A 22,015-nucleotide genomic window follows, 5' to 3' on the forward strand; every position below is an offset into this window, starting at 1 on the left:
AAGTAAAGCACGGTAGCCGAAAGTGTACAAAAAGAGTGTCTTGGAATACCCGATATTTAAACCTTGTCGAGAAAAACTTGACACATACTAAAAGCGCCGCGATTTTTCCTTTGCGCCGAATCATGGTAAAATGGGGAAAGGAATATGAACGGATATTCTCCATTTTTCCGGGAGGTTTTGGTTTTGAAAAAATTGATTTTAATTGATGGAAACAGCATTGCCTACAGAGCGTTTTTTGCTTTGCCGCTTTTAAACAATGACAAAGGCATACATACAAATGCGGTGTACGGCTTTACGATGATGCTTACCAAAATATTGGAAGAAGAAAAGCCGACGCATATTTTGGTGGCGTTTGATGCCGGCAAAACGACCTTCCGCCACGAAACATACAGCGAATACAAAGGAACGCGTCAAAAAACCCCGCCGGAACTGTCCGAGCAGTTCCCGCTGATCCGGGAACTGCTCGATGCCCACGGGATTGAACGGTATGAACTGGAAAATTACGAAGCGGATGACATTATCGGCACCCTGTCGAAAAAAGCGGAAGAAGAAGGGTTTACTGTTAAAGTCATTTCCGGCGACAAAGATATGACGCAACTAGTCTCGCCGAAAACAACGGTCATGATTACACGTAAAGGGATCACCGATATGGAAGCCTACACGCCGGCGCATGTCGAGGAAAAATACGGGTTAAAGCCGCACCAGATCATCGACATGAAAGGGCTGATGGGTGATTCATCCGATAACATTCCCGGCGTGCCGGGGATCGGGGAAAAAACAGCCATTAAGCTGTTAAAACAGTTCCCGACGGTGGAAGAGCTGCTTAGCCATATCGGGGAAGTATCTGGAAAAAAACTGCAGGAAAAATTGGAGGCGCACAAAGAACAGGCGCTGATGAGCAAAGAACTCGCCACCATCCACCGCGACATTCCGCTTTCGATTTCCATTGAACAGGCGGCATACAGGCACGCCGACCCGGAAAAATTGCGGCATTTGTACCAGGAATTGGGCTTTAAATCGATGCTTGAAAAAATGGGCGGGGGCGCCCGGACGGAAGAAAAACCGGCACTGGAAGCTATTTCTTTTTCAATCGCCGAAGACATTACGGACAACTTGTTTGCGGATGTCTCTTCTTTTTATGTGGAGATCCTCGATGAAAATTACCATACGGGCGAGATCATCGGGTTCGGTTTAAAAAACGAAAAAGGGCTCTTTTTCCTCCGGGCGGAAGACGCACTTGCTTCCGAAGCGTTCAAAAAATGGGTGGAAGATGAAAGCAAAATCAAGCACGTCTATGATGCAAAACGTTCGATTGTCGCTTTGAGGCGGTACGGCATGGAACTGCGCGGGACCGGCTTTGACCTGCTGCTCGTTTCTTATCTTTTGAATCCTTCCGATACGGTCGAAGATTTTGCTTCGGTGGCAAAAACGCATGATTATGGGAATGTGGAAACCGATGAGGCCGTCTACGGAAAAGGCGCGAAACGGAAGCTGCCCGGGGAAAAACGGTATGCCGAGCATATTTCCCGGAAAGCGGAAGCGATTGATGCCCTTTGCGAACCTTGCACAAAAGCGCTCAAAGACAACGGCCAGCTTGAACTGTTTGAACAACTCGAGCTCCCGCTGTCCCTTATTCTGGCGGATATGGAATACATCGGCGTGAAAGTCGATACGGACCGTTTAAAAGAAATGGGTGAAGAATTTAAACTCCGGCTCCATGAGATTGAGCAGCGGATTTACAGTATGGCCGGCACTGAATTCAATATCAATTCGCCGAAGCAGCTTGGCACCATTCTTTTTGAAAAAATGGGGCTGCCGGTCATTAAAAAAACAAAAACGGGATACTCCACGTCTGCCGATGTGCTGGAAAAATTGGAACCTGCCCACGAAATCGTCAGGGAAATCCTTCATTACCGGCAGCTTGGGAAATTGCAGTCCACCTATATTGAGGGGCTTTTAAAAGTGGTCCACCGGGATGGCAAAGTCCATACGCGTTTTAACCAGGCTTTGACGCAAACCGGCCGCCTCAGCTCGACGGATCCGAATTTGCAAAATATCCCGATCCGAATGGAAGAAGGCCGGAAAATCCGCCAGGCGTTTGTCCCGTCGGAAGAAGGCTGGCTCATTTTTTCGTCGGATTACTCGCAGGTAGAGTTGCGGGTGCTCGCCCATATTTCCGGCGATGAAAAGCTGATTGAAGCGTTCCGCGAAGGCATGGATATCCACACAAAAACGGCGATGGAAGTTTTCCATGTAAAAGCGGAAGAAGTAACGCCTGAGATGCGGCGCCAGGCAAAAGCGGTCAACTTCGGGATCGTATACGGCATCAGCGACTACGGGCTTTCGCAAAATCTCGGCATTACCCGCAAGGAAGCCGGCGAATTTATCAAGCGGTATTTTGCATCCTACCCGCGCGTCAAGGAATATATGGATGAAACTGTCAGGGAAGCCAAGCAAAAAGGCTATGTCTCCACCCTTTTAAAGCGGCGGCGTTACTTGCCGGAAATTTCAAGCCGGAATTTCAACTTGCGCAGTTTTGCTGAAAGGACGGCCATGAATACCCCGATCCAGGGAAGCGCAGCCGATATAATTAAAAAAGCGATGATCGATATGGCAAAAAGGCTGAAAAAAGAAAAGCTGCGGGCGCGGCTATTGCTGCAGGTCCATGACGAGCTGATTTTCGAAGCGCCGGAAGAAGAAATTGAAGTGCTGAAAGAAATTGTGCCGGAAGTGATGGAGCATGCCGTAGATCTCGCTGCTCCCCTGAAAGTGGATTCCGCATACGGGCCGACCTGGTTTGATGCAAAATAGCTGCAGGCAACAAAGAAAGAAAAGAGGAAAAAGCAATGCCGGAATTACCGGAAGTGGAAACGATACGAAGAACGCTGGCACAGCTCGTTGCCGGCGAAACGATTGAAAGCGTAACGGTGCTTTTACCGAAAATGGTCAAAAAGCCGCTTAGCACAGAGGCGTTTGCCGATGCCCTGGCCGGTGAAACGATCCGTTCGCTCGGGCGGCGCGGCAAATTTCTCATTTTTTACACGGACCATTATGCACTTGTCTCCCATTTGCGCATGGAAGGGCGGTACCGGGTTTATGGCCAAAATGAGCCGGTTGAAAAGCATACGCATATGATTTTTCATTTTCAATCCGGGAAGGAACTAAGGTACAAAGATGTCCGCAAATTCGGGACGATGCATCTGTTTTTAAAGGGAGAGGAACTGTCCTCGCTCCCGCTTTCGAAACTCGGCCCTGAGCCGTTATCCGATGCGTTTACGGAAAAATATTTATACGGCAAATTAAAGAAAACGGAACGCAATGTCAAATCCTGTTTGCTCGATCAGACGGTCATTTCCGGGCTAGGGAATATTTATGTGGACGAAGCCTTGTTCCGCGCCCGCATCTTTCCGGAGCGGAAAGCAAAGTCGCTGACAAAAAAAGACGTGCATCTTTTACACAGCGAGATCATCCAAACGCTGCAGGAAGCCGTTGAAAAAGGCGGCAGCACGGTCCGTTCCTATGTAAATTCACAAGGGCAGATGGGCATGTTCCAGCTCGAACTGTATGTTTACGGCCGGAAAGGGGAGCCGTGCCGGAAATGCGGCACCCCGATTGAAAAGATGGTTACAGCAGGCCGCGGCACCCATTACTGCCCGAACTGCCAAAAGAAACGCAGATAACGGGATGAACATTGGTCAGGCCCCCTCCATACACTGATAGCAGCGATGCAAAACGGAAGGGGCGATGGCCGTGGATTTCCGGCTTTCGATTTTGCTATTGGCATTGGCGGTCAGCATGGATAATTTCAGCACCGGTTTTACATACGGGCTGCGGAAGATGAAGATTCCGCTTAAGTCCCTTCTCATCATCGCCGTTTGTTCGGGGGCCTCTTTATTTCTTTCCGTGCTGTTCGGGAAGAGCCTGCTCCACTGGATTCGCCCAGAAACGGCAAACCGGATTGGCGGCGTGATTTTAATTTTGATCGGGGGATGGGTGATGATCCAGTTTTTCCGGTCAAACGACGAAAAAGAAGAAGAACCCGGGGAAAAAGTCGTGCTCAACTTTGAAATCCGCTTTTTGGGCGTCGTCATCCATATTTTGAAAAAACCGATGAGCGCGGATTTTGACCGTTCCGGGGCCATTACCGGAATCGAAGCGGTCATGCTCGGGATTGCGCTCTCGCTCGATGCATTTGGCGCCGGGATCGGTGCGGGCATCATGGGCTATTCCCCGTTTCTGCTCAGTTTCCTTGTTGCCGGCATGAGCTTTTTGCTTGTCTCTTCCGGCATCCGGCTCGGCATGCTGTTTTCCCGGCTGCAATGGATCCGGAAAATTTCCTTTATACCAGGTGTTCTCCTCATTTTGATCGGTATATGCAAGTTTTAACAAGGCAGGTGGGAATATGGCAAAGATTATCGGCTTAACAGGCGGGATTGCAAGCGGCAAAAGCACGGTGTCCAAGATGCTGAAAGCAAAAGGGTTTACGATTGTCGATGCGGATATTGCCGCAAGAAAAGTTGTCGAACCCGGCGAACCGGCATATGAACAAATCATTGAAGCGTTCGGCGAAGGGATTTTGCTGGAAGATCTCACGATTGACCGTAAAAAACTCGGGGCACTCATTTTTGCGGATGAAGCACTCCGGATGAAACTGAACAGTATTGTCCACCCTGCAGTCCGCGCCTGGATGACGCGGGAAAAGGACCGGGCAATTGAAAATGGGGAAAAAACCGTCTTTCTGGATATCCCGCTCCTGTTTGAAAGCCGGCTTACCTATATGGTTGAACGCACCATCCTCGTTTACGTGGATGAAGAAACGCAATTAAAGAGATTAATGGCCCGCAACGGCCTTTCAGAAAAAGAAGCGCAGATGCGGATCCGGGCGCAGATGCCGCTGAGCGAAAAAAAGGCATTGGCGGATGCGGTGATCGACAACAATGGCAGCCCGGAGGAAACAAAGCAGCAGCTTGAAAAAATCGTGTCAGATTGGCAGCTCGTTCCATGATGGGGTACATCATGGTTTTTTTTATACAAAAATAGGGAAATAACGCTACATAACTTTTAAAATATGATATACTAATTGATGAATAATGGATTAAAAGTATGTCATTTATTATTCGAAGGAGTTGTCTGCACTGTGGAAACAAAAATTGCGATTAATGGCCTCGGCCGCATCGGCAGGATGGTTTTCAGAAAAGCCATGATGGATGACACTTTAAATATTGTGGCGGTGAATGCCTGCTATCCGGCGGAAACACTGGCACATTTGATTAAATATGACACCATCCACGGCGTATTTCCGGGGGAAGTGGAAGCGGAAGAGGGAGAGGAAGCACTCATTGTAAACGGCAAACGCATCCGGCTTTTGGCGGAGCGTGATCCGGCCCGGCTGCCATGGGGGAAAATGGATATCGATGTGGTGATTGAAGCAACGGGAAAATTTAATGCGAGGGAAAAAGCCGCGCTCCATCTCCAGGCAGGCGCGAAAAAAGTGCTGCTGACAGCACCCGGAAAGAATGAGGATGCCACCATTGTTTTAGGGGTAAATGAAAACGTTTTAGATATCGAACGGCATCATATTATCTCGAACGCTTCCTGCACCACAAACTGCCTGGCGCCGGTCGCGAAAGTGCTTGATGAACAATTCGGGATTGTAAACGGCCTGATGACAACGGTCCATTCTTATACGAATGACCAGAACAATACCGACAATCCGCATAAAGATTTAAGGCGTGCCCGGGCCTGTGCCGAATCGATCATTCCGACGACAACCGGGGCGGCAAAAGCGTTAGGCCTTGTCCTCCCGCAGCTGAAAGGGAAACTGCACGGCATGGCGCTGCGCGTTCCGACCCCGGATGTATCACTGGTGGACCTTGTCGTCGATTTGAAAAAAGAAGTGACGGCAGACGAAGTGAACGATGCATTTAAGGCGGCGGCGAAAGGTTCGCTGAAAGGCATTTTGGACTATACAGAAGTGCCGCTCGTTTCTTCCGATTATACGACAAATCCGTATTCGGCCATTGTCGACGGCTTGTCCACGATGGTCATGGAAGGGCGCAAAGTCAAGGTACTGGCCTGGTACGATAATGAATGGGGCTATTCTTGCCGTGTCGTACAACTGGCGCAGCTCGTCGCAGAAAAAATGGAAGAGACCGGAAAAATCAATATTGCCTGACACGAACGGAGCAGAACCAGCCTGCTCCGTTTCCTTTATCGGGTAATTGTTGAAAACGGCTGGAACAGGGAGCCTAAACGCTGTTGGCCAATAGATGAATGATTTAATCGCTTTCCGGGCGCTGCTTGTTCCGCCTGTTGATGAAGAACACCTCGGGATTGATATCGGATTATCCGGCAGTGAATTGGCAAAAGTCATCTATCAGGAAATTTCCGTTGTGCTGCCGGCGTATCGCGGCAATCGTCTGCAAAAAATACTCGCCGGCGTGATTATGGAAGAACTCGGAAAGGAAGGGCATTCCTTCCGCTATATTTGCTGTACGGTCGCGCCCTTTAACATGCCCAGCTTGAAAGATAAATTTGCACAGGGCATGCAAATTGCGGCCCTGACCGAAAAATACGGCGGCCTTACGCGCTATGTATTCGTGAAAGACCTGTACGAACCGGTTCCGCCTGCCTGCCGGGAAGTCACCCCGATCCCGATGAATGACTTCAGCGCGCAAAAAGAAAAACTTGCCGCCGGCTTTCGGGGAATTAAAATGGAAGAAAAGGAAAACAGGCTGTGGATCCACTACGGCCGGAAGTAAAAAATGGCGGTTCATAAAACGTCAGGGATCCTTTATGGCGGCGGAAGGAAGCCCGAGGCCGGCATTCGGTGCCGCAACAGGTACAGAAGCTTTCCAAAAACGTGCGGGGTGATTTTTCATCCCGTTTTTCTAATGGCAATCTGTTGTCTATTCGCCTTCTTTTATATATGATGGTAATAAGAATGTATCTGAACGGGGGGTTCATATGAAATGTCCGTCTTGCCATAGCAACAATACGCGTGTGATCGATTCAAGGCCGGTCGACGAAGGCCGTTCCATCCGCAGAAGGCGTGAATGCGAAGACTGCTCTTACCGCTTCACCACGTTTGAAAAAGTGGAAGAAACCCCGCTCATTGTCGTGAAAAAAGACGGCAACCGCGAAGAATTTAACCGTGAGAAAATTTTGCGCGGGCTGATTAAAGCGTGTGAAAAACGGCCTGTGTCGCTGGACCAGCTTGAAAAAATCTCCATGGAGATCGAAAAAGAAATCCGCAGGCAAGGATATACAGAAGTCAGTTCCACCCTGATCGGGGAAATGGTCATGGACAGGCTGTCAAAAGTGGATGAAGTGGCCTATGTCCGCTTTGCTTCCGTTTACCGCCAGTTTAAAGATTTGAATGTTTTTCTCGATGAACTGAAAGAACTGCTCAACAAGAATGCTTAAACGGAGTGCCTTTTATGAAACAGATATGGAATGAAATACAGCCGGTTGACCGTTACCGCGCATCGTCGAACGGCCTGCTCCAGGATTATGATCAAAAGGTCATTTCGCTCCTGTACCAGCCGTTAATCGGGCCGCAATGTTACAGCCTGTATATGACACTGTGGAATGAAGTGGAAGTCGGCCGGCTCTGGTCTGAAGACTGGAACCATTACCATCTGATGAGCTTTTTGTCCATGAATCTGTCCGAAATTTACGAAGCCCGGCTGAAACTTGAAGGCATCGGGCTTTTGAAAACATATATGAAACAAACGGACGACATCCGCATGTTTATATACGAACTGCAGCCGCCCCTGTCCCCGGAACAGTTTTTTAACGATGGTTTGTTAAATGTTTTCCTGTACCGGCAGCTCGGCAGGACACATTTCCTGCGGTTGAAAAACTTCTTTTCCGACCGTGCCGTAGAACCGGGCGAGTACCGGGACATCACCCGCTCATTCCAGGATGTGTATGCCGCAAAAATCGGCCCCGAAGTGCTGAATGACGCAGAAGCGCAGCAACTCAGCCGGCTGGAGGAAAACCGCCGCTATATCGAAAAAAACGCCGCCCCGGTCATTAAAATCGAAAACACCCATTTCAATTTTGACCTTTTATATGCAAACTTGCGTGACGACCTGATTCCGCTGCGCGCCATCACGCCGGAAGTAAGGGAAGCGATTGTCAAGCTTTCATTTTTATACGGTTTAAATGAACTAGACATGAAGAAAATTTTACTCCAGGCATTGACGGCGGACTTGGAAATCCGGGTGGAGGATTTGCGGAAAATCGCGCGCAGCTGGTTCCAGATTGAGCATCATGATGAACTGCCGCGCCTTGTTGACCGCTTCCAGCCAGAAACGGATGCGAAAGAACAAAAAGAGCCGGAAAACGATGAGGAGAAATTCCTCCGCTACCTGGAAACGACTTCCCCGAGACAAATGCTGATCGATTTTTCAGGCGGCAGCGAACCGGCGAAAGCAGATCTTTTCGCCATTGAAGAAGTCATGTTTGCCCAGCAGCTTCCCCTCGGGGTTGTAAATGTATTGATCCAATATGTTTTATTTAAAACCGATATGAAACTGTCGAAAAATTATTTGGAAAAAGTGGCCTCCCACTGGGCGCGCAAAAAACTGAAAACCGCTAAGGAAGCGATGGCGTTTGCCAAAAAAGAAGACCGCCAGTACAAACAATGGCTGAACAATAAAGAGAAAAACGGCACCGGGCGGAGAAAGCCGGTCCGTGTTGAGAAGCTGCCGGACTGGTTTAAAAAAGAAGACCAAAAAACCGCTGCGGCCGCAGTCCAAGCTGATGGGGAGTCATTGGAAGAAAAAAGGAAAAGGCTTGAAAAAATACGTGAACAATACAAGAAAGGGTGAAGGCAGTGGAAAACATAAACGAGACGCTCAAAAGGCTTTCATCCAATCCCGGTTTCCGCAAGCGTTATGAAGAAATGAAGCAGGAAATCATCACGCATCCCGACGTCCGCGCTTTTTTGGATGCACACCGCGGCGAAGTCACAAGATCGATGATTGAAAAAAGCTGGATGAAACTATACGAATTCATTTCACAGGAAAAAAATTGCAGCCGGTGCAAAAGCCTTGGCGAATGCGTGAATATGATGAAAGGGTATGTGCCGGAACTTGTTATTGAACATGGCAATATTGAGATCCACTATAAAAGGTGCCAGAAGAAAATATTGGAGGATGAGCGCAATAAAACGCGCAGGCTGATCCAAAGCATGCACATGCCGAAAAAAATACTGGCGGCATCCTTTGGTGATTTTTTCCTTGAACAAACGGGGCGCCTGGATGCATACGATTTTGCGCATCGCTTTGTCCGTGAATACGAGCCGGGCAAAAAAATGAAGGGGTTATATTTATTCGGCAATTTCGGCGTCGGGAAATCGTATTTGCTTGGTGCGATTGCGAACGAGCTGGCGGACCGGAAACAGGTCTCTTCTTTAATTGTGTATGTGCCCGAGTTTTTCCGCGAAATGAAGGATTCCATCGGCGACCACTCCACCGGGGAAAAGCTGGATATGGTGAAACAAGTGCCCGTATTGATGCTGGATGATATCGGCGCGGAAACGAACTCGAGCTGGACGCGGGATGAAGTGCTCGGCCCGATTCTCCAATACAGGATGCAGGAAGACCTTCCCACTTTTTTTACATCCAATTTCAGCTATGAGGATTTAGAATACCATTTCACTTATACCCAGCGCGGGGAAAAGGAAGAATTGAAAGCCGCGCGCATCCTTGAGCGCATTAAATATTTAAGCGTCCCTGTCCGGATGGAGGGGCCGAACCAGCGGGCCTGACCCTTATATGAAGGGGGCCCGCCTTTTTCATTTCGTAACGCTTTGCCGCCTTCTATTTGCCGGTGCCCCTTCATATACATAAGGTAAAGCAAACGAGCATGTTTTACCGTACAGGGGGGGCTTGGATTGGAATTCCTGATCAGGGACAAGGATGATGCATTATGGATAAAAGCATATTTTGCAAAGGAAAAAGGGCGCGCTGTGAAAATCCGGGAAGCAGTGCTGCATGGGAAAATACATTATGTGGTGGAAGCGGCCGGCAGTAAAAAGGAACTGCAGGCGGCCGTTGCAGATTTTATCATGAAGAAAAAAAGAAACGAGTGGATTTGCAATCAATTGCAACAAGCCTATTTTTTTCGGGCGAAAGAAGAGCAAAACCGGATACTCGAAATCGTGGCCGGCATGCTGAAAGGAGAGCGGCCGGAGCTGACGGATATGGCGGGCGGGATTGAAGAACGTGCCGCCATCGAAGGGGCGGTCGCACCGCTGGTTGGCGAATCGCGCACATTGCCGCTCGCTTCCGTGCTGACGTTCCGCTTAAAAGGCTATTTTGACTGCCTTGACCGATACATCGGTATTGCGATTGACGAATACAAAATGGAACAGGAATACCAGATTTTTGTGCAAAGCTTGAGGGATTACTTGAAGCAAAAAGAACCAAAAAGAGAAAAAATAAAGCTCTGCCTCGGGGAACAGGTGAAATTTTACAACGGCCAATTCCGGGAAATGACGAGGGAAGAACTGGATGGGCTGATTGACCGCAGGCTTCTGTCCAACCACCCTGTCTATATTGACTCTGTCACGATTGCACCGCTTTTATCGATTGCGCCTGCCCGCATTGAAATTTATACGGATACCCCGGACCATGCTTTGATCCGTACGATATGCAATATTTTTGAAGAACGGGTGGCCGTGAAAAGCCGGATGCACTTTATGCACGATCAGCTCGCCGCCAGCGAATGATAAAAAGGGGGCCTTGAAGCGGGGCAATGCAGCACGGCAACAAAATCCATCGCTATCCCTTGATTTTTTCATTGCAAACTTCTATAATTACTTACATAATCAATTGGAAATGAAAAATTCAATGTGATGACGAGGACAACAGGATTCTGTTACCGCCTTTCAGAGAGGAAAGCCCCAGGCTGCAAGCTTTCCGGCACGGGCAGGATGCTTACCGCCTCCGAACTTCAGCCGTGAACAAAATAAGTAGCGGCTGGCGGATATTTCCGTTATCAAACTCAAGCCGTACGTGGAGACGTGCGGAAATGAGGGTGGAACCGCGTGTACAAAACTCGTCCCTTGCCGGGGACGGGTTTTATTTTTTTGCTTTGTTCTTGCGGCCACCCGCGTTGACATCATTTTTAAAGGAGTGGGACATATGGCAGAGATCGTAAAAATCACATTTCCAGATGGCGCTTTAAAGGAATTTCCATTTGGGACAACAACGGAAGAGATTGCCCAATCGATCAGCCCGGGCCTCCGAAAAAAGGCGCTCGCCGGCAAACTGAACGGCAAACTGCTCGATTTGCGCACACCGATTGAAGAAGACGGCGCAATTGAAATCGTCACCCCTGAGCATGAAGATGCGCTTGGCATTCTGCGCCACAGCACGGCACATTTAATGGCACAGGCTGTCCGCCGCCTGTATGGCAATGTCAAGTTTGGCGTCGGCCCTGCAATTGAAAACGGATTTTATTACGATATGGATCTTGACGCGTCGATCACGCCGGAAGACTTGCCGAAAATTGAAAAGGAAATGAAAAAAATTGCTGCGGAAAACCTTGAAATTGTCCGCAAAGTCGTATCCCGTGACGAAGCCAGAAACATATTTGCGAATGATGAATACAAGCTTGAACTGATTGATGCGATTCCGGACGAAACGGTCACGGTTTATGAACAGGGCGAATTTGTTGACCTGTGCCGCGGCGTCCATGTGCCGTCAACCGGAAAAATCAAGGAATTCAAATTATTAAGCATTGCCGGTGCATACTGGCGCGGCGACAGCAACAACAAAATGATGCAGCGCATATACGGGACGGCTTTCTTCAAGAAAGAGGATCTCGAGGCCCATTTGAAATTCCTGGAAGAAGCAAAAGAACGCGACCACAGGAAAATTGGGAAAGAACTCGAACTTTTCACGAACTCGCAAAAAGTCGGACAAGGCCTGCCGCTCTGGCTGCCAAAAGGCGCAACGATCCGCCGCATCATTGAACGGTATATTGTCGACAAGGAAGTCAAACTCGGCTATGACCACGTCTATACGCCGGTGCTTGGTAGCGTGGACCTGTATAAAACGAGCGGCCACTGGGACCATTACCAGGAAGATATGTTCCCGGTCATGAAAATGGACAATGAAGAACTCGTGTTGCGCCCGATGAACTGCCCACACCATATGATGGTGTATAAAAATACGATCCACAGCTACCGCGAATTGCCGATCCGGATTGCCGAACTCGGGCTCATGCACCGTTATGAAATGTCAGGTGCACTCTCCGGCCTGCAACGGGTGCGCGGCATGACACTGAATGATGCCCATATTTTCGTGCGCCCGGACCAGATTAAGGAAGAATTCAAGCGCGTGGTTGAACTGATTCTTGAGGTCTATAAAGATTTCAACATTACCGACTACTCGTTCCGCTTGTCGTACCGTGACCCGGAAAATACGGACAAGTATTATGATGATGATGAAATGTGGAACAAGGCACAGGCGATGCTGAAAGAAACGATGGATGATTTTGGTTTTGACTATTACGAAGCGGAAGGCGAAGCCGCATTTTACGGCCCGAAGCTCGACGTCCAGGTCCGCACGGCGCTTGGCAAAGACGAAACATTGTCAACCGTGCAGCTTGACTTCTTGCTCCCGGAACGGTTTGACCTGACGTATGTCGGGGAAGACGGCAAGCCGCACCGCCCGGTTGTCATCCACCGCGGCGTTGTTTCGACAATGGAACGGTTTGTCGCTTATTTGATCGAGGAATACAAAGGGGCGTTCCCGACATGGCTGGCACCGGTCCAGGTACAAGTGATTCCGGTATCGCCGGATGCCCATTATGACTATGCGCGGAAAGTCCAAGAAACGCTTAAGTCTGAAGGAGTCCGCGTTGAACTGGACGACCGCGATGAAAAACTGGGTTACCGGATCCGTGAAGCCCAAGTGCAAAAAATCCCGTACGCGCTCGTTGTCGGCGACCAGGAAGCTGCCGACAACACGGTCAATGTCCGCAAGTACGGCGAGAAACAAACGGAAACGGTGCCGGTCGACACCTTCCTCAGCAAGATAAAAGAAGAAATAAAACGGTAAAACAGACAAGAAATCACGCACCCTAAAGGACCACAAAAAGGTTTGCAGGGTGCTTTTTATTATATAATAGAGGAAAAAATGGGTTGGCACAGGGGAAGGGGACGGAGCCCAATGCACTTATTTCGGAATCGTCATTTTAATGCGTTGTTTTTTGGCAGGCTGTTCACCAATATTGGGGATAGTGTTTATTATATTGCCATGATGTGGATGGTTTTAAAATTAGGGGGGAACTCGACGGTCTATACCGGATTTGCCGGATTCTTATTTTCGCTGACAGAGGTGCTGAGCTTATTTTACGGCCCGGTTCTTGACAAAATAAATGCAAAAAAATTGCTGGTTACAGCAAGCGTTTTACAAGCCGGCTTACTGCTTTTTCTTGTTGTTTTAAGCAAGTATGGAATCATGAATGTCTGGCTGCTGTTGCTTTCCATCCCGGTTCTTTCGTTTTTATCGGAACTGACTTACCCGTTAGAGAGCGTATTATTGCCGAAAGCCGTGGAAAAGAAAGATCTCGTCAAGGCCAATTCACTCATGTCCATTGCATATAAGGGTTCGGATTTTTTCTTTAATGGGATTGCCGGGTTTATCCTTGCCGCTTTCTCGATGTCGATGGTGCTCGGTATGAATTCGCTTCTTTTTATACTCTCATCCATTCTGTTTTTGTTTTTAAAAGTACAGGTAAAAAGAAGCAAGCAAACCGGGAGCGTACGGGAAGAATGGCAGGCGTACAAACGGGATTTTAAAGAAGGAATATCGTTTGTCAAACAGCCTTTCATCTTGCAATTATTAATCCCCTTGCTGTTTTTAAACTTTTTTTTCGCAATTGTAATGGTCGTATTGCCTTCTTTCGCCAATACTACGGGCGAAGGCGCTTCATCCTACGGCATCATGACAGCGGCTTTGGGCTTAGGGGCTTTGGCAGGAGCAGCAGGTGCGGATAAAATCAGCCGGATATTTCCATTTGGCAAAATATTGGCTGCAGGCTTTTTGCTCTCCGGGTTGTCCTGGCTTTTTATGATTTTATTGAGCAATGTTTCGATATGGTATGTTTATACGCTTATGTTTATTTCCGAGTTATCTATTGGCGCCATCAATGTTTTGTTTTCTGCCATATTTCAGCAATTGCCTGATGAACAAATGTTAGGGCGGGTCAATACCATCAATGTGAGTTTGCTATCGCTTGCGATGCCGGCAGGATCATTGATCGGCGGCGTGATGGCCAAGATCACTTCCGTCCAGCTTACCATGAGCTTTTTTGGAATAGGGCTGTTTGTCCTGGCACTGTTTTATATGGGAAGCGGAAGAATGAGAAAACTGCCAAAAGTTGTGGAGATTGACCATACGTATGTGAAATTAAGTAGATAAAAAAGGAGATAAATGGAACGCACGGCTATTATCGGAAAATTGGATTGAAACCGGTGGCATGGTTAGGAGGGGAAAATGAAAAATTGATTTACATTTGATCCGATTTCCGTTCATTTTATATAAAATGTCGCTCTCTTGCCTACCGAAAAAAGCATGTAAATAGATGCTCAGGCTTGATGTAAAAACTTTATTTTTAGAAGCTTTTGTTTCAACAAAGACAAGCATTTTCATTAAGCACTTCAGGAGACCAAAAAAACACTTGCGATTTCTCTGCCGTTTTGATAAAATAACGCATGTTGAGCCAAAAAAGTTAAACAGATTTTTCGGGATTCTTGCAAATTGACATGGATACGGTAAAGTGATACAATAATTGAGTGGAATTGAATATAAGTTTGTGAAAAGAAGGAGCAGCCCGCTTCTCACCTGTTGACGCAATTGTGCAGTTGCCAGGTATCTATTGATGATTGTGACTATAAGCGCGGGTGTGTTCCCTGCGCTTTTTTCGTGTACAGTACGTTCAGGGCTTTTTCGCAAGCGATATATTCACACGTTTGTTTGAAATTATCTTGGAGGTGGCTCATTATTAGCAAAGACATGATGGTGAACGAAGGCATTCGTGCCCGCGAAGTCCGTTTAATCGGCCAAAACGGTGAACAGATGGGGGTTAAATCCCGGAACGAAGCTTTGGAGATTGCGGCACGTGCCAACCTTGACCTTGTACTTGTTGCGCCAAACGCAAAACCGCCTGTTGCCCGCATCATGGATTACGGAAAATACCGTTTCGAGATGCAGAAAAAAGACAGGGAAGCACGAAAAAAACAAAAAATTATTAACGTAAAAGAGGTTCGTTTGAGCCCGACCATCGAAGAACATGACTTTAATACAAAACTCCGCAATGCCATTAAGTTTTTGGAAAAAGGCGATAAGGTAAAAGCCTCGATCCGCTTTAAAGGCCGCGCCATTACCCATAAAGAAATCGGGCAGCGTGTCCTCGACCGGTTTGCAGAAGCATGTGCCGAAGTCGCCACGGTCGAATCCAAACCGAAAATGGACGGACGGAGCATGTTCTTAGTACTTACACCAAAAACAGAGAAGAAGTAACGCCAACTTAAGGAGGACTAATCATGCCAAAAATGAAAACTCACCGCGGCTCTGCCAAGCGTTTTAAGAAAACCGGCTCCGGCAGCCTGAAACGTTCCCACGCTTATAGAAGCCATTTGTTCGCAAATAAAGTGACAAAACAAAAACGCCAGCTGCGTAAATCAACGCTTGTATCCGAAAGCGACATGAAACGCATCCGCCAAATGCTCGACAATCTGTAAGAAAACAAAGCTTTCAATTAGGAGGAAAAGATTATGCCACGTGTAAAAGGCGGTACAGTTACCCGCAGACGACGCAAAAAAGTTCTGAAATTAGCCAAAGGTTATTATGGTTCAAAACATACATTATTTAAAGTTGCCAATCAGCAAGTAATGAAATCCTACATGTATGCGTATCGCGACCGTCGCCAGAAAAAACGCGATTTCCGCAAACTGTGGATTACCCGTATTAACGCTGCGGCAAGAATCAACGGCCTTTCCTACAGCCGTTTGATGCACGGTTTGAAACAGGCCGGCATTGAAGTGAACCGCAAAATGCTTGCCGACCTCGCTGTGAACGATGCACAAGCATTTGCCGAACTGGCAAACAAAGCAAAAGCAGCATTATAATCAAAAAACAGAGCTTCCGGCATGCCGGGGGCTCTGTTTTTTAAAAAAAGCATTATAAATTTTCCGTCTGCTGTCTGATTTCTTCCTGGTTCAAAGTTTCGTTTGCAGCTTCCAAATTGGCATGTTCGTCCACTGACTCGCCCGGCTGAAATTCTTTTTGGTCGGATGCGATTGTCATTTCAGGCTCTGCCGGAATTTTTGGCATCTTTTTCGTCATTTTAACCAAGAATAGTCCCCCTTCTGGTAAAAAATTTCCGGATTCCCCGGAAAAAAGTAAAAACCTGTTTTAGTTTGATATAATCATGAAAGAACTATACGAGGAGCGATTTCAATGGATGATGTCTTAAAAGTAAAATTATTGCATCCTGATGCACAACTGCCGCAAAGGGCCAATCCCGGAGATGCAGGGCTAGATTTATTTTCCATCGAAGAAAAAACCATTGCGCCGGGGGAAGCGGAACTGATCCGTACCGGCATTGCAATCGAGCTGCCGCGCAGAACAGAGGCGCAGGTCAGGCCGAGAAGCGGGCTCGCTTTAAACCACAGGGTCACAGTTTTAAACAGCCCGGGTACGATTGATGAAGGGTACAGAGGAGAAATTAAAGTCATTTTAATCAACTTTGGAAAGCAACCGTTCACAGTTGAAAAAGGGATGCGAATCGCCCAAATGATTATCGCGCCTGTAATGTCTGTCACCGTCACCGTTACGGAACAGTTAGCAGAATCCGAAAGAGGGGAAGGCGGATTTGGGTCCACAGGATTGGCCGCGTTAGAGGGGATGGACCACAGCAATTTCTAAACGGCACGGCAGCTAAAATCCGGAAATGGCGGGGCTTGTGAAACAGGCGGATCCATATATACTTCTGAAAATTTCCGTTATAATAAATCGCATGAATGTGATGCTGGAGGGGAAAACGATGGCAAAATTAGACCAAACACACCTGCGCGGTGCGAAAACAGCAGCCCATAAAGTAAACCCTGACATCGCATTTGCCTTAGATGTCGGCATTGCAGGCGATACGCCAGGAATGACCGAAAAAGAATCACTCAGCAAAATGGGCGCAGGGCCGCAAATCATGTTTGAGTTCAAAAACAATGAAACACCTGACAATCATTTTGAGTACTGGAAAACGGGCATTTTCCATTATGCCGTCCAGGACCCAGATGTAGAAGGGCTCGTGGAAAAAATAAAGGCGCACGGGGGCAAACAACGGATGCCGGTCCGCGAATATTACCCGGGGAAAAAGCCTTACCGGATGGTCTACTGTGAAGATCCGTTCGGAAACTTAGTGGAAATTTACAGCCACAGTTATGAATTGACATATAACCCGATGGTCAATCAAGTGCTCCCACGTGAGGAACTGCCGGCCGGTTTGAAAACCTTAAAAGGCCGCCACGTACGCGGGAAAATCATTGTCAGAATGCATGAAGCATGATTCTAAAAGCGCCGCTTCCGGACTTGCATACGTTAAGGTCCTGAGTTTGGCCGGATTTGGTTTATTCCCACTCATCAAAACAGGCAGTGTGGCCACTTGCATGTGATCATACTGTCTGTTTATCATTAGCTGACTTTAAATTGATTCAATTCGGTATCCAGCTTGCCGGCCAGCTCCTGCGTTGTGAACTAATCTCTGTGAAGGCCCGCTGTTCCTGGCCGGAAAAGACATTTCTCCCGATTTTCAACTGCTTTTAAACGATCAAGGAATGGCACAGGGGCGAAAAACAGCGGGCCCCCTTTGGCGAAAGGGCATCCCGCTGTTTTTCAGCTTCCGATATGGAACATCAGCCTTTGTACTTTTTAATCAAATCAACAAATGCATCTGTAAAAGATTGCAGGAACTGGACTGTGCCTTCATTTACAATCTTGCCGCTTTCATCAAACAGTGCAGCCACATTGCTGATATAAGCTTCAGGCTGCTGGAGGATCGGCATGTTCAAACAAACAAGCGACTGGCGCAGATGATGATTGGCGCCAAACCCGCTCAAGTTTCCAGGGGATTGGCTGATGATTGCCGCCGGTTTTCCATTCCATACACTTTGGCCGTACGGGCGGGAACCAACATCGAGGGCATTTTTTAAGACAGCCGGGACGGAACGGTTATATTCCGGTGTGACAAACAGCACCGCATCGAGCCATCTTACTGTATTCCGGAATGCCGTATACTCGGCCGGAACCTGGTTATGGTCATCAAAATCCTGATTGTATAAAGGGAGATTTCCAATCTCGATAAATTCTGTTTCATATCCTTCAGGAAAAAGGTTAGCTACATTTTCCGCAAGTTTTCTTGAAAAAGATGCTTTCCGCAAAGAACCAAGCAAAATTCCAACTTTTGTCATTTTATCGACCTGCTTCCATTTATATTTTATGTTAGATAATGATAAGTAAACCGCACCAGAAAGTCAAAATTTCCGCTTGCTATGTTGCTGTGCCCTAAGCCGGCTGGTGGTTTCCTGAGTTCTGGTGACAGCAAAAGCAATCGAAGGCCAATCTGACATTTCCCGATTACAGTATTGACCATTCTTCTTCATGATAATCAAAACGAAAATCTTTCTTTATACAGCGCGTATCTGCATAAAAGATTACCTATTGGCTTTGCTGGATTGGAATACATGAGAACAACAAGCATTAACGAAGAAAAAGGTGGATTCTGGACTGGAGAGGGAAACATCAATCGAAGATATTACGTTTTGTTCTGCCATCAGACCGTTTTCCTGGCCTTCACTGCAAACAACAGGCAAGCGTATCCCATACCAAAAAGGAAGCTTTCCGGAAAGCTCCCTTTTTTGGTATTCTGCTTCAATGCACTGGGGCGTAAGTGCTTTCGATTTCCCGGATGCGCCGGTTCAGTTCCTCGTTAACCGGAACTTGAACGCCATATTTTTTGCCGAGTTTGATGACGGTTCCGGAAAACAGGCCGACTTCGCTGTACCGTTTTGCCTCCACATCCTGCGCCATTGACGGCTTGCCGGCAGGGCTCAGGTTTCCGACCACTTTCAGCCAGTAACGGAGATCTTCTTCCGTAAGCGGAAACCCTTCTTTTTCGGACAATGCCATTACTTCCCGCATGGCGGCAATCATCATCTCGCGCGCAGGGCCGTCTTTTTGGATTTCGCCGTAATTGCTTTTGTAAACGGCGACGGTCTGGTTGACGCCGACATTGAGCATGAACTTGCCCCAAAGCCTTTTCATCATTTGGGTATCGGCTTTGTATGGCAAATCCGTTTGCTCAAAGAAACGGGCCACTTTTTTCATTTTGTCCGAAAATATGCCCGGCTCTTTTTCCCCGAAGCAAAGCATGCCCATATGCGCATATGTCAGCCGGTTTCCGGTTTTGACGGCATCCATCCCCTGGGCGACACAGTATAACATTTTGTCCATTCCATATGTACGGCCAATGATTTCTTCACTTGAGATCCCATTCAGGGCAGACAAAATCACTGTATCCGGCCCGACATGCTGTTTAACTGCTTCAACTGCCTCATCCAGTCCGTTGAATTTGACCGTAAATAGCACCAAATCCGAAGGCTCCACTGTTTCTTCTGGTGTGGCATAGTGAAAGCGGCATTTTTCGCCGTTGCAGTAAACGCCTTCCCGCTCATACCGCTCAATGCGCTTTTGGTCGGCGATGATCCGCAAGTTTTCCGCCGGCATTTTTTTCGATAAATGATGCCCGAATAAAATCCCGAGCGCGCCGAGCCCAATGATCGATACGGTTTTGATTTCAGCCATTCCCCCGCCTCCTTTTTTCGTTATTTTACCACAATTCCAAAGAAACTGTCATTCAGGCTGCCCGTTCCGGATGGCCAGGTATTGTTCCAGCCCTCTTTTTCGCAATTTGCACGCCGGACATTCCCCGCAGCCGTCAGCGATGATACCATTATAGCAGGTCAGCGTCTTTTCACGGACAAAATCAAATGCCCCGAGTTCATCCGCGAGCGCCCATGTTTCTGCTTTGTTGCGCCACATCAGCGGCGTATGAATGACAAACTGCTGGTCCATTGAAAGGTTCAAAGTGACGTTTAAAGATTTGACGAAGATATCGCGGCAGTCCGGGTAACCGCTGAAGTCCGTTTCGCACACACCGGTTACGATATGCCTTGCGCCGATCTGGCTGGCAAGCACCCCGGCAAAAGAGAGAAACAGCAAATTCCGCCCGGGCACAAACGTATTCGGAAGCTCCCCGTCAGCCCCTGCTTTCACGGTCATGTCTTCCCTCGTCAGCGCGTTCGGGGCGAGCTGGTTCAACAGTTGCATATCAAGAATATGCTGTTTTACCCCGAGCTCTTCCGCTATATTTTTTGCACATGCTATTTCAAGACGATGGCGCTGCCCGTAATCGAACGTAACGGCTTCCACTTCCTGAAACTTTTGCTTTGCCCAGAAAAGGCAGGTGGTGCTGTCCTGGCCGCCGCTGAAAACAACGACTGCTTTTTCTTTTTTCATTGATAATCGTCCTTTCACGCAAAACAGCACCGAAAAAGGATGCTGTTTTCTTAGTTTTTTAGAGAGGGTTTCCTAAAAACCTCTGCCATAAATGAGGGGTTCTTCCCAATTGATTATACCATGGAACAGGCGCCATCTTTTAAAACATCCGTGCTAATCCCAAAACACGTCTTTTCACATAAATGCCATAAACAGCCGGCTTTGCTATGATCCAGATCACAGTTTTCGCCCGGACCATTTTTTAAGATCATCATAGTGATTATCTTTATTTGGGAGGGACGGCTATGAAACGATATGTGCAATTATTTTTCATGTTTGCGGTGACGGTGCTCATTGTAATGGGCATCCAGAAAGGGCTGAGCACACTGAATGTGTTAAACCTTGAAAACTTTTGGGCAAATTATGTGGTATTTTTAATTTTGGCCTATATGATTCTGTCCTTTTTCCTTCATTATTTTTCCAAGCGAAAAAAGCAATCATAACATTTCTCCAGCGGTTTGCCTGCCGCTGGATTTTTTATTGTTTTTTGCTATTTTGCATTGCAAAGTAGTTCGTTTTTTGATAAACTAACTTGCATAACAAAGTAGTTGAAATGGGGGTGGAGGGATGTCCATTCGAAGCCAGTTACTGAAAGGCATTTTAGACGGCTGTGTGCTGGCTGTGATTGAAAAAGAACCGGTTTATGGCTACATTCTTTCAAAAAAACTTCAGCAAATAGGCCTCCAGGAAATTAGCGAGGGGACGCTTTACCCGGTTCTGTTGCGCCTGCAAAAGAACGGCTGGATCCATGGAGAGATGCGACCATCCGATTCCGGGCCAAGCCGCAAGTATTATGAATTAACGGAGAAAGGAAAATCCGCGTTAGATGAGATTACAACAGAGTGGCAGCAAATCGCAGCCCCTGTTCAACTTTTATTGAAAGGAAGAAGTGAGGATGCTTAGTGTAAAACAGTTGATTGAGGAAAACAACCGTAAACGGCAGAAACTGGCACCTGAGAACAAAAAATTTTACAACGATCTGCTTGTCTACCTTCGCCTGCAAACCGTTTTGTCCGAGCAGCAAACAGAAGAAGTGCTGATGGAACTGCTTGACCATCTGCTCGAAGGCCAAAAAGAAAACAAGACAGCTGCGCAAATGTTCGGCGGTGACCCGAAAGCATTTGCCGACGAAATCATCAGGCAGCTGCCGAAAGAAAACAAACGCAATATGGTTTCTTTTACAATCAGGATAATGATCTTGCTTTTGGGGATTGATTTGGTCATTAATGGCATTACTGCTTTTGTTGTTGAACGGTTCTTTTCCAGACCTTTGCTGCCGTTTTATCCTGTTGGATTTAAGTCAATATTTTGGACACCAATAAGTGAAATTTAATTTTGATCTCATGCCATATTTTTCATGACATCGCTGGTCGCTTGAC

24 protein-coding genes, 1 pseudogene and 2 other annotated features are annotated in these 22,015 nt (G+C 47.4%); of the genes and pseudogenes, 21 read left to right on the forward strand and 4 right to left on the reverse strand.

Translation table 11 applies throughout. The annotated features are described in order from the left end of the window. The 16 genes and pseudogenes from IC21_RS17230 to rplT all read left to right on the forward strand — a co-directional run. On the forward strand, nucleotides 1-206 hold a 206-nt coding region (locus IC21_RS17230), incomplete at its 5' end, for a hypothetical protein (RefSeq protein WP_235801105.1). Beyond that, entirely contained in the window at nucleotides 145-2,811 is a 2,667-nt protein-coding gene (polA, locus tag IC21_RS05570) for a DNA polymerase I (protein ID WP_029142489.1), read from the forward strand. The genes IC21_RS17230 and polA, both read left to right, overlap by 62 nt. Nucleotides 2,812-2,846: 35 nt before the next feature. Continuing rightward, nucleotides 2,847-3,680, forward strand: a complete 834-nt coding sequence (gene mutM, locus IC21_RS05575; protein ID WP_029142488.1) for a DNA-formamidopyrimidine glycosylase — start codon at nucleotides 2,847-2,849, stop codon at nucleotides 3,678-3,680. Nucleotides 3,681-3,744: 64 nt separating this feature from the next. After that, the gene (gene ytaF / locus IC21_RS05580) at nucleotides 3,745-4,386 is read left to right on the forward strand and encodes a sporulation membrane protein YtaF (protein ID WP_029142487.1); all 642 of its coding nucleotides are present in this window, start codon (nucleotides 3,745-3,747) and stop codon (nucleotides 4,384-4,386) included. Between the two features lie 16 nt (nucleotides 4,387-4,402). After that, entirely contained in the window at nucleotides 4,403-5,005 is a 603-nt protein-coding gene (gene coaE, locus IC21_RS05585; protein ID WP_013859908.1) for a dephospho-CoA kinase, read from the forward strand. 132 nt (nucleotides 5,006-5,137) lie between these two features. Continuing rightward, nucleotides 5,138-6,175 carry a glyceraldehyde-3-phosphate dehydrogenase gene (locus IC21_RS05590; RefSeq protein ID WP_029142486.1) on the forward strand — a complete coding sequence of 346 codons (1,038 nt, stop codon included), beginning with the start codon at nucleotides 5,138-5,140 and terminating at the stop codon, nucleotides 6,173-6,175. A gap of 97 nt (nucleotides 6,176-6,272) precedes the next feature. Then, nucleotides 6,273-6,761, forward strand: a pseudogene (locus tag IC21_RS05595) (benzoate transporter); the annotation flags it as partial. Between the two features lie 205 nt (nucleotides 6,762-6,966). Beyond that, complete coding sequence (nrdR, locus tag IC21_RS05600; protein ID WP_013859905.1) at nucleotides 6,967-7,425, forward strand: transcriptional regulator NrdR; 459 nt, start codon at nucleotides 6,967-6,969, stop codon at nucleotides 7,423-7,425. Between the two features lie 14 nt (nucleotides 7,426-7,439). Next, entirely contained in the window at nucleotides 7,440-8,837 is a 1,398-nt protein-coding gene (locus IC21_RS05605) for a replication initiation and membrane attachment family protein (protein ID WP_019720745.1), read from the forward strand. A gap of 5 nt (nucleotides 8,838-8,842) precedes the next feature. After that, complete coding sequence (dnaI, locus tag IC21_RS05610) at nucleotides 8,843-9,778, forward strand: primosomal protein DnaI (RefSeq protein ID WP_035176356.1); 936 nt, start codon at nucleotides 8,843-8,845, stop codon at nucleotides 9,776-9,778. 126 nt (nucleotides 9,779-9,904) lie between these two features. Then, nucleotides 9,905-10,741, forward strand: a complete 837-nt coding sequence (locus tag IC21_RS05615) for a putative sporulation protein YtxC (RefSeq protein ID WP_019720747.1) — start codon at nucleotides 9,905-9,907, stop codon at nucleotides 10,739-10,741. A 117-nt stretch (nucleotides 10,742-10,858) separates the two neighbouring features. Then, nucleotides 10,859-11,081 (forward strand) — a binding site (T-box leader). Between the two features lie 75 nt (nucleotides 11,082-11,156). Next, entirely contained in the window at nucleotides 11,157-13,079 is a 1,923-nt protein-coding gene (gene thrS / locus IC21_RS05620) for a threonine--tRNA ligase (RefSeq protein ID WP_029142484.1), read from the forward strand. A gap of 111 nt (nucleotides 13,080-13,190) precedes the next feature. Further along, nucleotides 13,191-14,444, forward strand: coding sequence for an MFS transporter (locus IC21_RS05625; RefSeq protein ID WP_017553849.1), 1,254 nt, complete (start codon nucleotides 13,191-13,193; stop codon nucleotides 14,442-14,444). 393 nt (nucleotides 14,445-14,837) lie between these two features. Next, nucleotides 14,838-14,953 (forward strand) — a sequence feature (ribosomal protein L20 leader region). 70 nt (nucleotides 14,954-15,023) lie between these two features. Further along, the gene (infC, locus tag IC21_RS05630) at nucleotides 15,024-15,545 is read left to right on the forward strand and encodes a translation initiation factor IF-3 (RefSeq protein ID WP_162096694.1); all 522 of its coding nucleotides are present in this window, start codon (nucleotides 15,024-15,026) and stop codon (nucleotides 15,543-15,545) included. Nucleotides 15,546-15,568: 23 nt separating this feature from the next. Next, the gene (gene rpmI / locus IC21_RS05635) at nucleotides 15,569-15,766 is read left to right on the forward strand and encodes a 50S ribosomal protein L35 (protein ID WP_014097776.1); all 198 of its coding nucleotides are present in this window, start codon (nucleotides 15,569-15,571) and stop codon (nucleotides 15,764-15,766) included. Nucleotides 15,767-15,799: 33 nt separating this feature from the next. Next, a complete protein-coding gene (gene rplT / locus IC21_RS05640) occupies nucleotides 15,800-16,153 on the forward strand; it encodes a 50S ribosomal protein L20 (protein ID WP_013859897.1) in 354 nt (117 codons plus the stop codon). Nucleotides 16,154-16,205: 52 nt separating this feature from the next. On the opposite strand, the gene IC21_RS16975 is transcribed toward rplT, so the two are convergent. Beyond that, nucleotides 16,206-16,379, reverse strand: coding sequence for a hypothetical protein (locus tag IC21_RS16975; RefSeq protein ID WP_014097777.1), 174 nt, complete (start codon nucleotides 16,377-16,379; stop codon nucleotides 16,206-16,208). Between the two features lie 105 nt (nucleotides 16,380-16,484). On the opposite strand from IC21_RS16975, the gene dut reads away from it, so the two are divergent. Both dut and IC21_RS05650 read left to right on the forward strand, forming a co-directional pair. Further along, the gene (dut, locus tag IC21_RS05645; protein WP_029142483.1) at nucleotides 16,485-16,952 is read left to right on the forward strand and encodes a dUTP diphosphatase; all 468 of its coding nucleotides are present in this window, start codon (nucleotides 16,485-16,487) and stop codon (nucleotides 16,950-16,952) included. 118 nt (nucleotides 16,953-17,070) lie between these two features. Continuing rightward, on the forward strand, nucleotides 17,071-17,589 hold the full coding sequence (locus tag IC21_RS05650; protein WP_017553845.1) for a VOC family protein: 519 nt from the start codon (nucleotides 17,071-17,073) through the stop codon (nucleotides 17,587-17,589). A 346-nt stretch (nucleotides 17,590-17,935) separates the two neighbouring features. On the opposite strand, the gene IC21_RS05655 is transcribed toward IC21_RS05650, so the two are convergent. From IC21_RS05655 to queC, 3 genes are all read right to left on the reverse strand, one after another. After that, nucleotides 17,936-18,490 (reverse strand): NADPH-dependent FMN reductase, encoded by a 555-nt coding sequence (locus tag IC21_RS05655; protein ID WP_029142481.1) that lies wholly within the window; start codon nucleotides 18,488-18,490, stop codon nucleotides 17,936-17,938. Between the two features lie 460 nt (nucleotides 18,491-18,950). Further along, nucleotides 18,951-19,883 (reverse strand): ketopantoate reductase family protein, encoded by a 933-nt coding sequence (locus IC21_RS05660; RefSeq protein WP_029142480.1) that lies wholly within the window; start codon nucleotides 19,881-19,883, stop codon nucleotides 18,951-18,953. Nucleotides 19,884-19,931: 48 nt separating this feature from the next. Then, nucleotides 19,932-20,627, reverse strand: a complete 696-nt coding sequence (gene queC / locus IC21_RS05665; protein WP_371729383.1) for a 7-cyano-7-deazaguanine synthase QueC — start codon at nucleotides 20,625-20,627, stop codon at nucleotides 19,932-19,934. 254 nt (nucleotides 20,628-20,881) lie between these two features. On the opposite strand from queC, the gene IC21_RS05670 reads away from it, so the two are divergent. The 3 genes from IC21_RS05670 to IC21_RS05680 all read left to right on the forward strand — a co-directional run bounded on the left by IC21_RS05670 (nucleotide 20,882) and on the right by IC21_RS05680 (nucleotide 21,969). Next, nucleotides 20,882-21,079, forward strand: coding sequence for a hypothetical protein (locus IC21_RS05670; RefSeq protein WP_013859890.1), 198 nt, complete (start codon nucleotides 20,882-20,884; stop codon nucleotides 21,077-21,079). Between the two features lie 124 nt (nucleotides 21,080-21,203). After that, complete coding sequence (locus tag IC21_RS05675; protein ID WP_003353767.1) at nucleotides 21,204-21,539, forward strand: PadR family transcriptional regulator; 336 nt, start codon at nucleotides 21,204-21,206, stop codon at nucleotides 21,537-21,539. Next, nucleotides 21,532-21,969 carry a DUF1129 family protein gene (locus IC21_RS05680; protein WP_029713832.1) on the forward strand — a complete coding sequence of 146 codons (438 nt, stop codon included), beginning with the start codon at nucleotides 21,532-21,534 and terminating at the stop codon, nucleotides 21,967-21,969. The genes IC21_RS05675 and IC21_RS05680 overlap by 8 nt, the downstream gene beginning before the upstream one ends. Nucleotides 21,970-22,015 lie beyond the last annotated feature (46 nt).

The sequence above is a fragment of the Heyndrickxia coagulans DSM 1 = ATCC 7050 genome (assembly GCF_000290615.1).
Lineage (GTDB): Bacteria > Bacillota > Bacilli > Bacillales > Bacillaceae_C > Weizmannia > Weizmannia coagulans.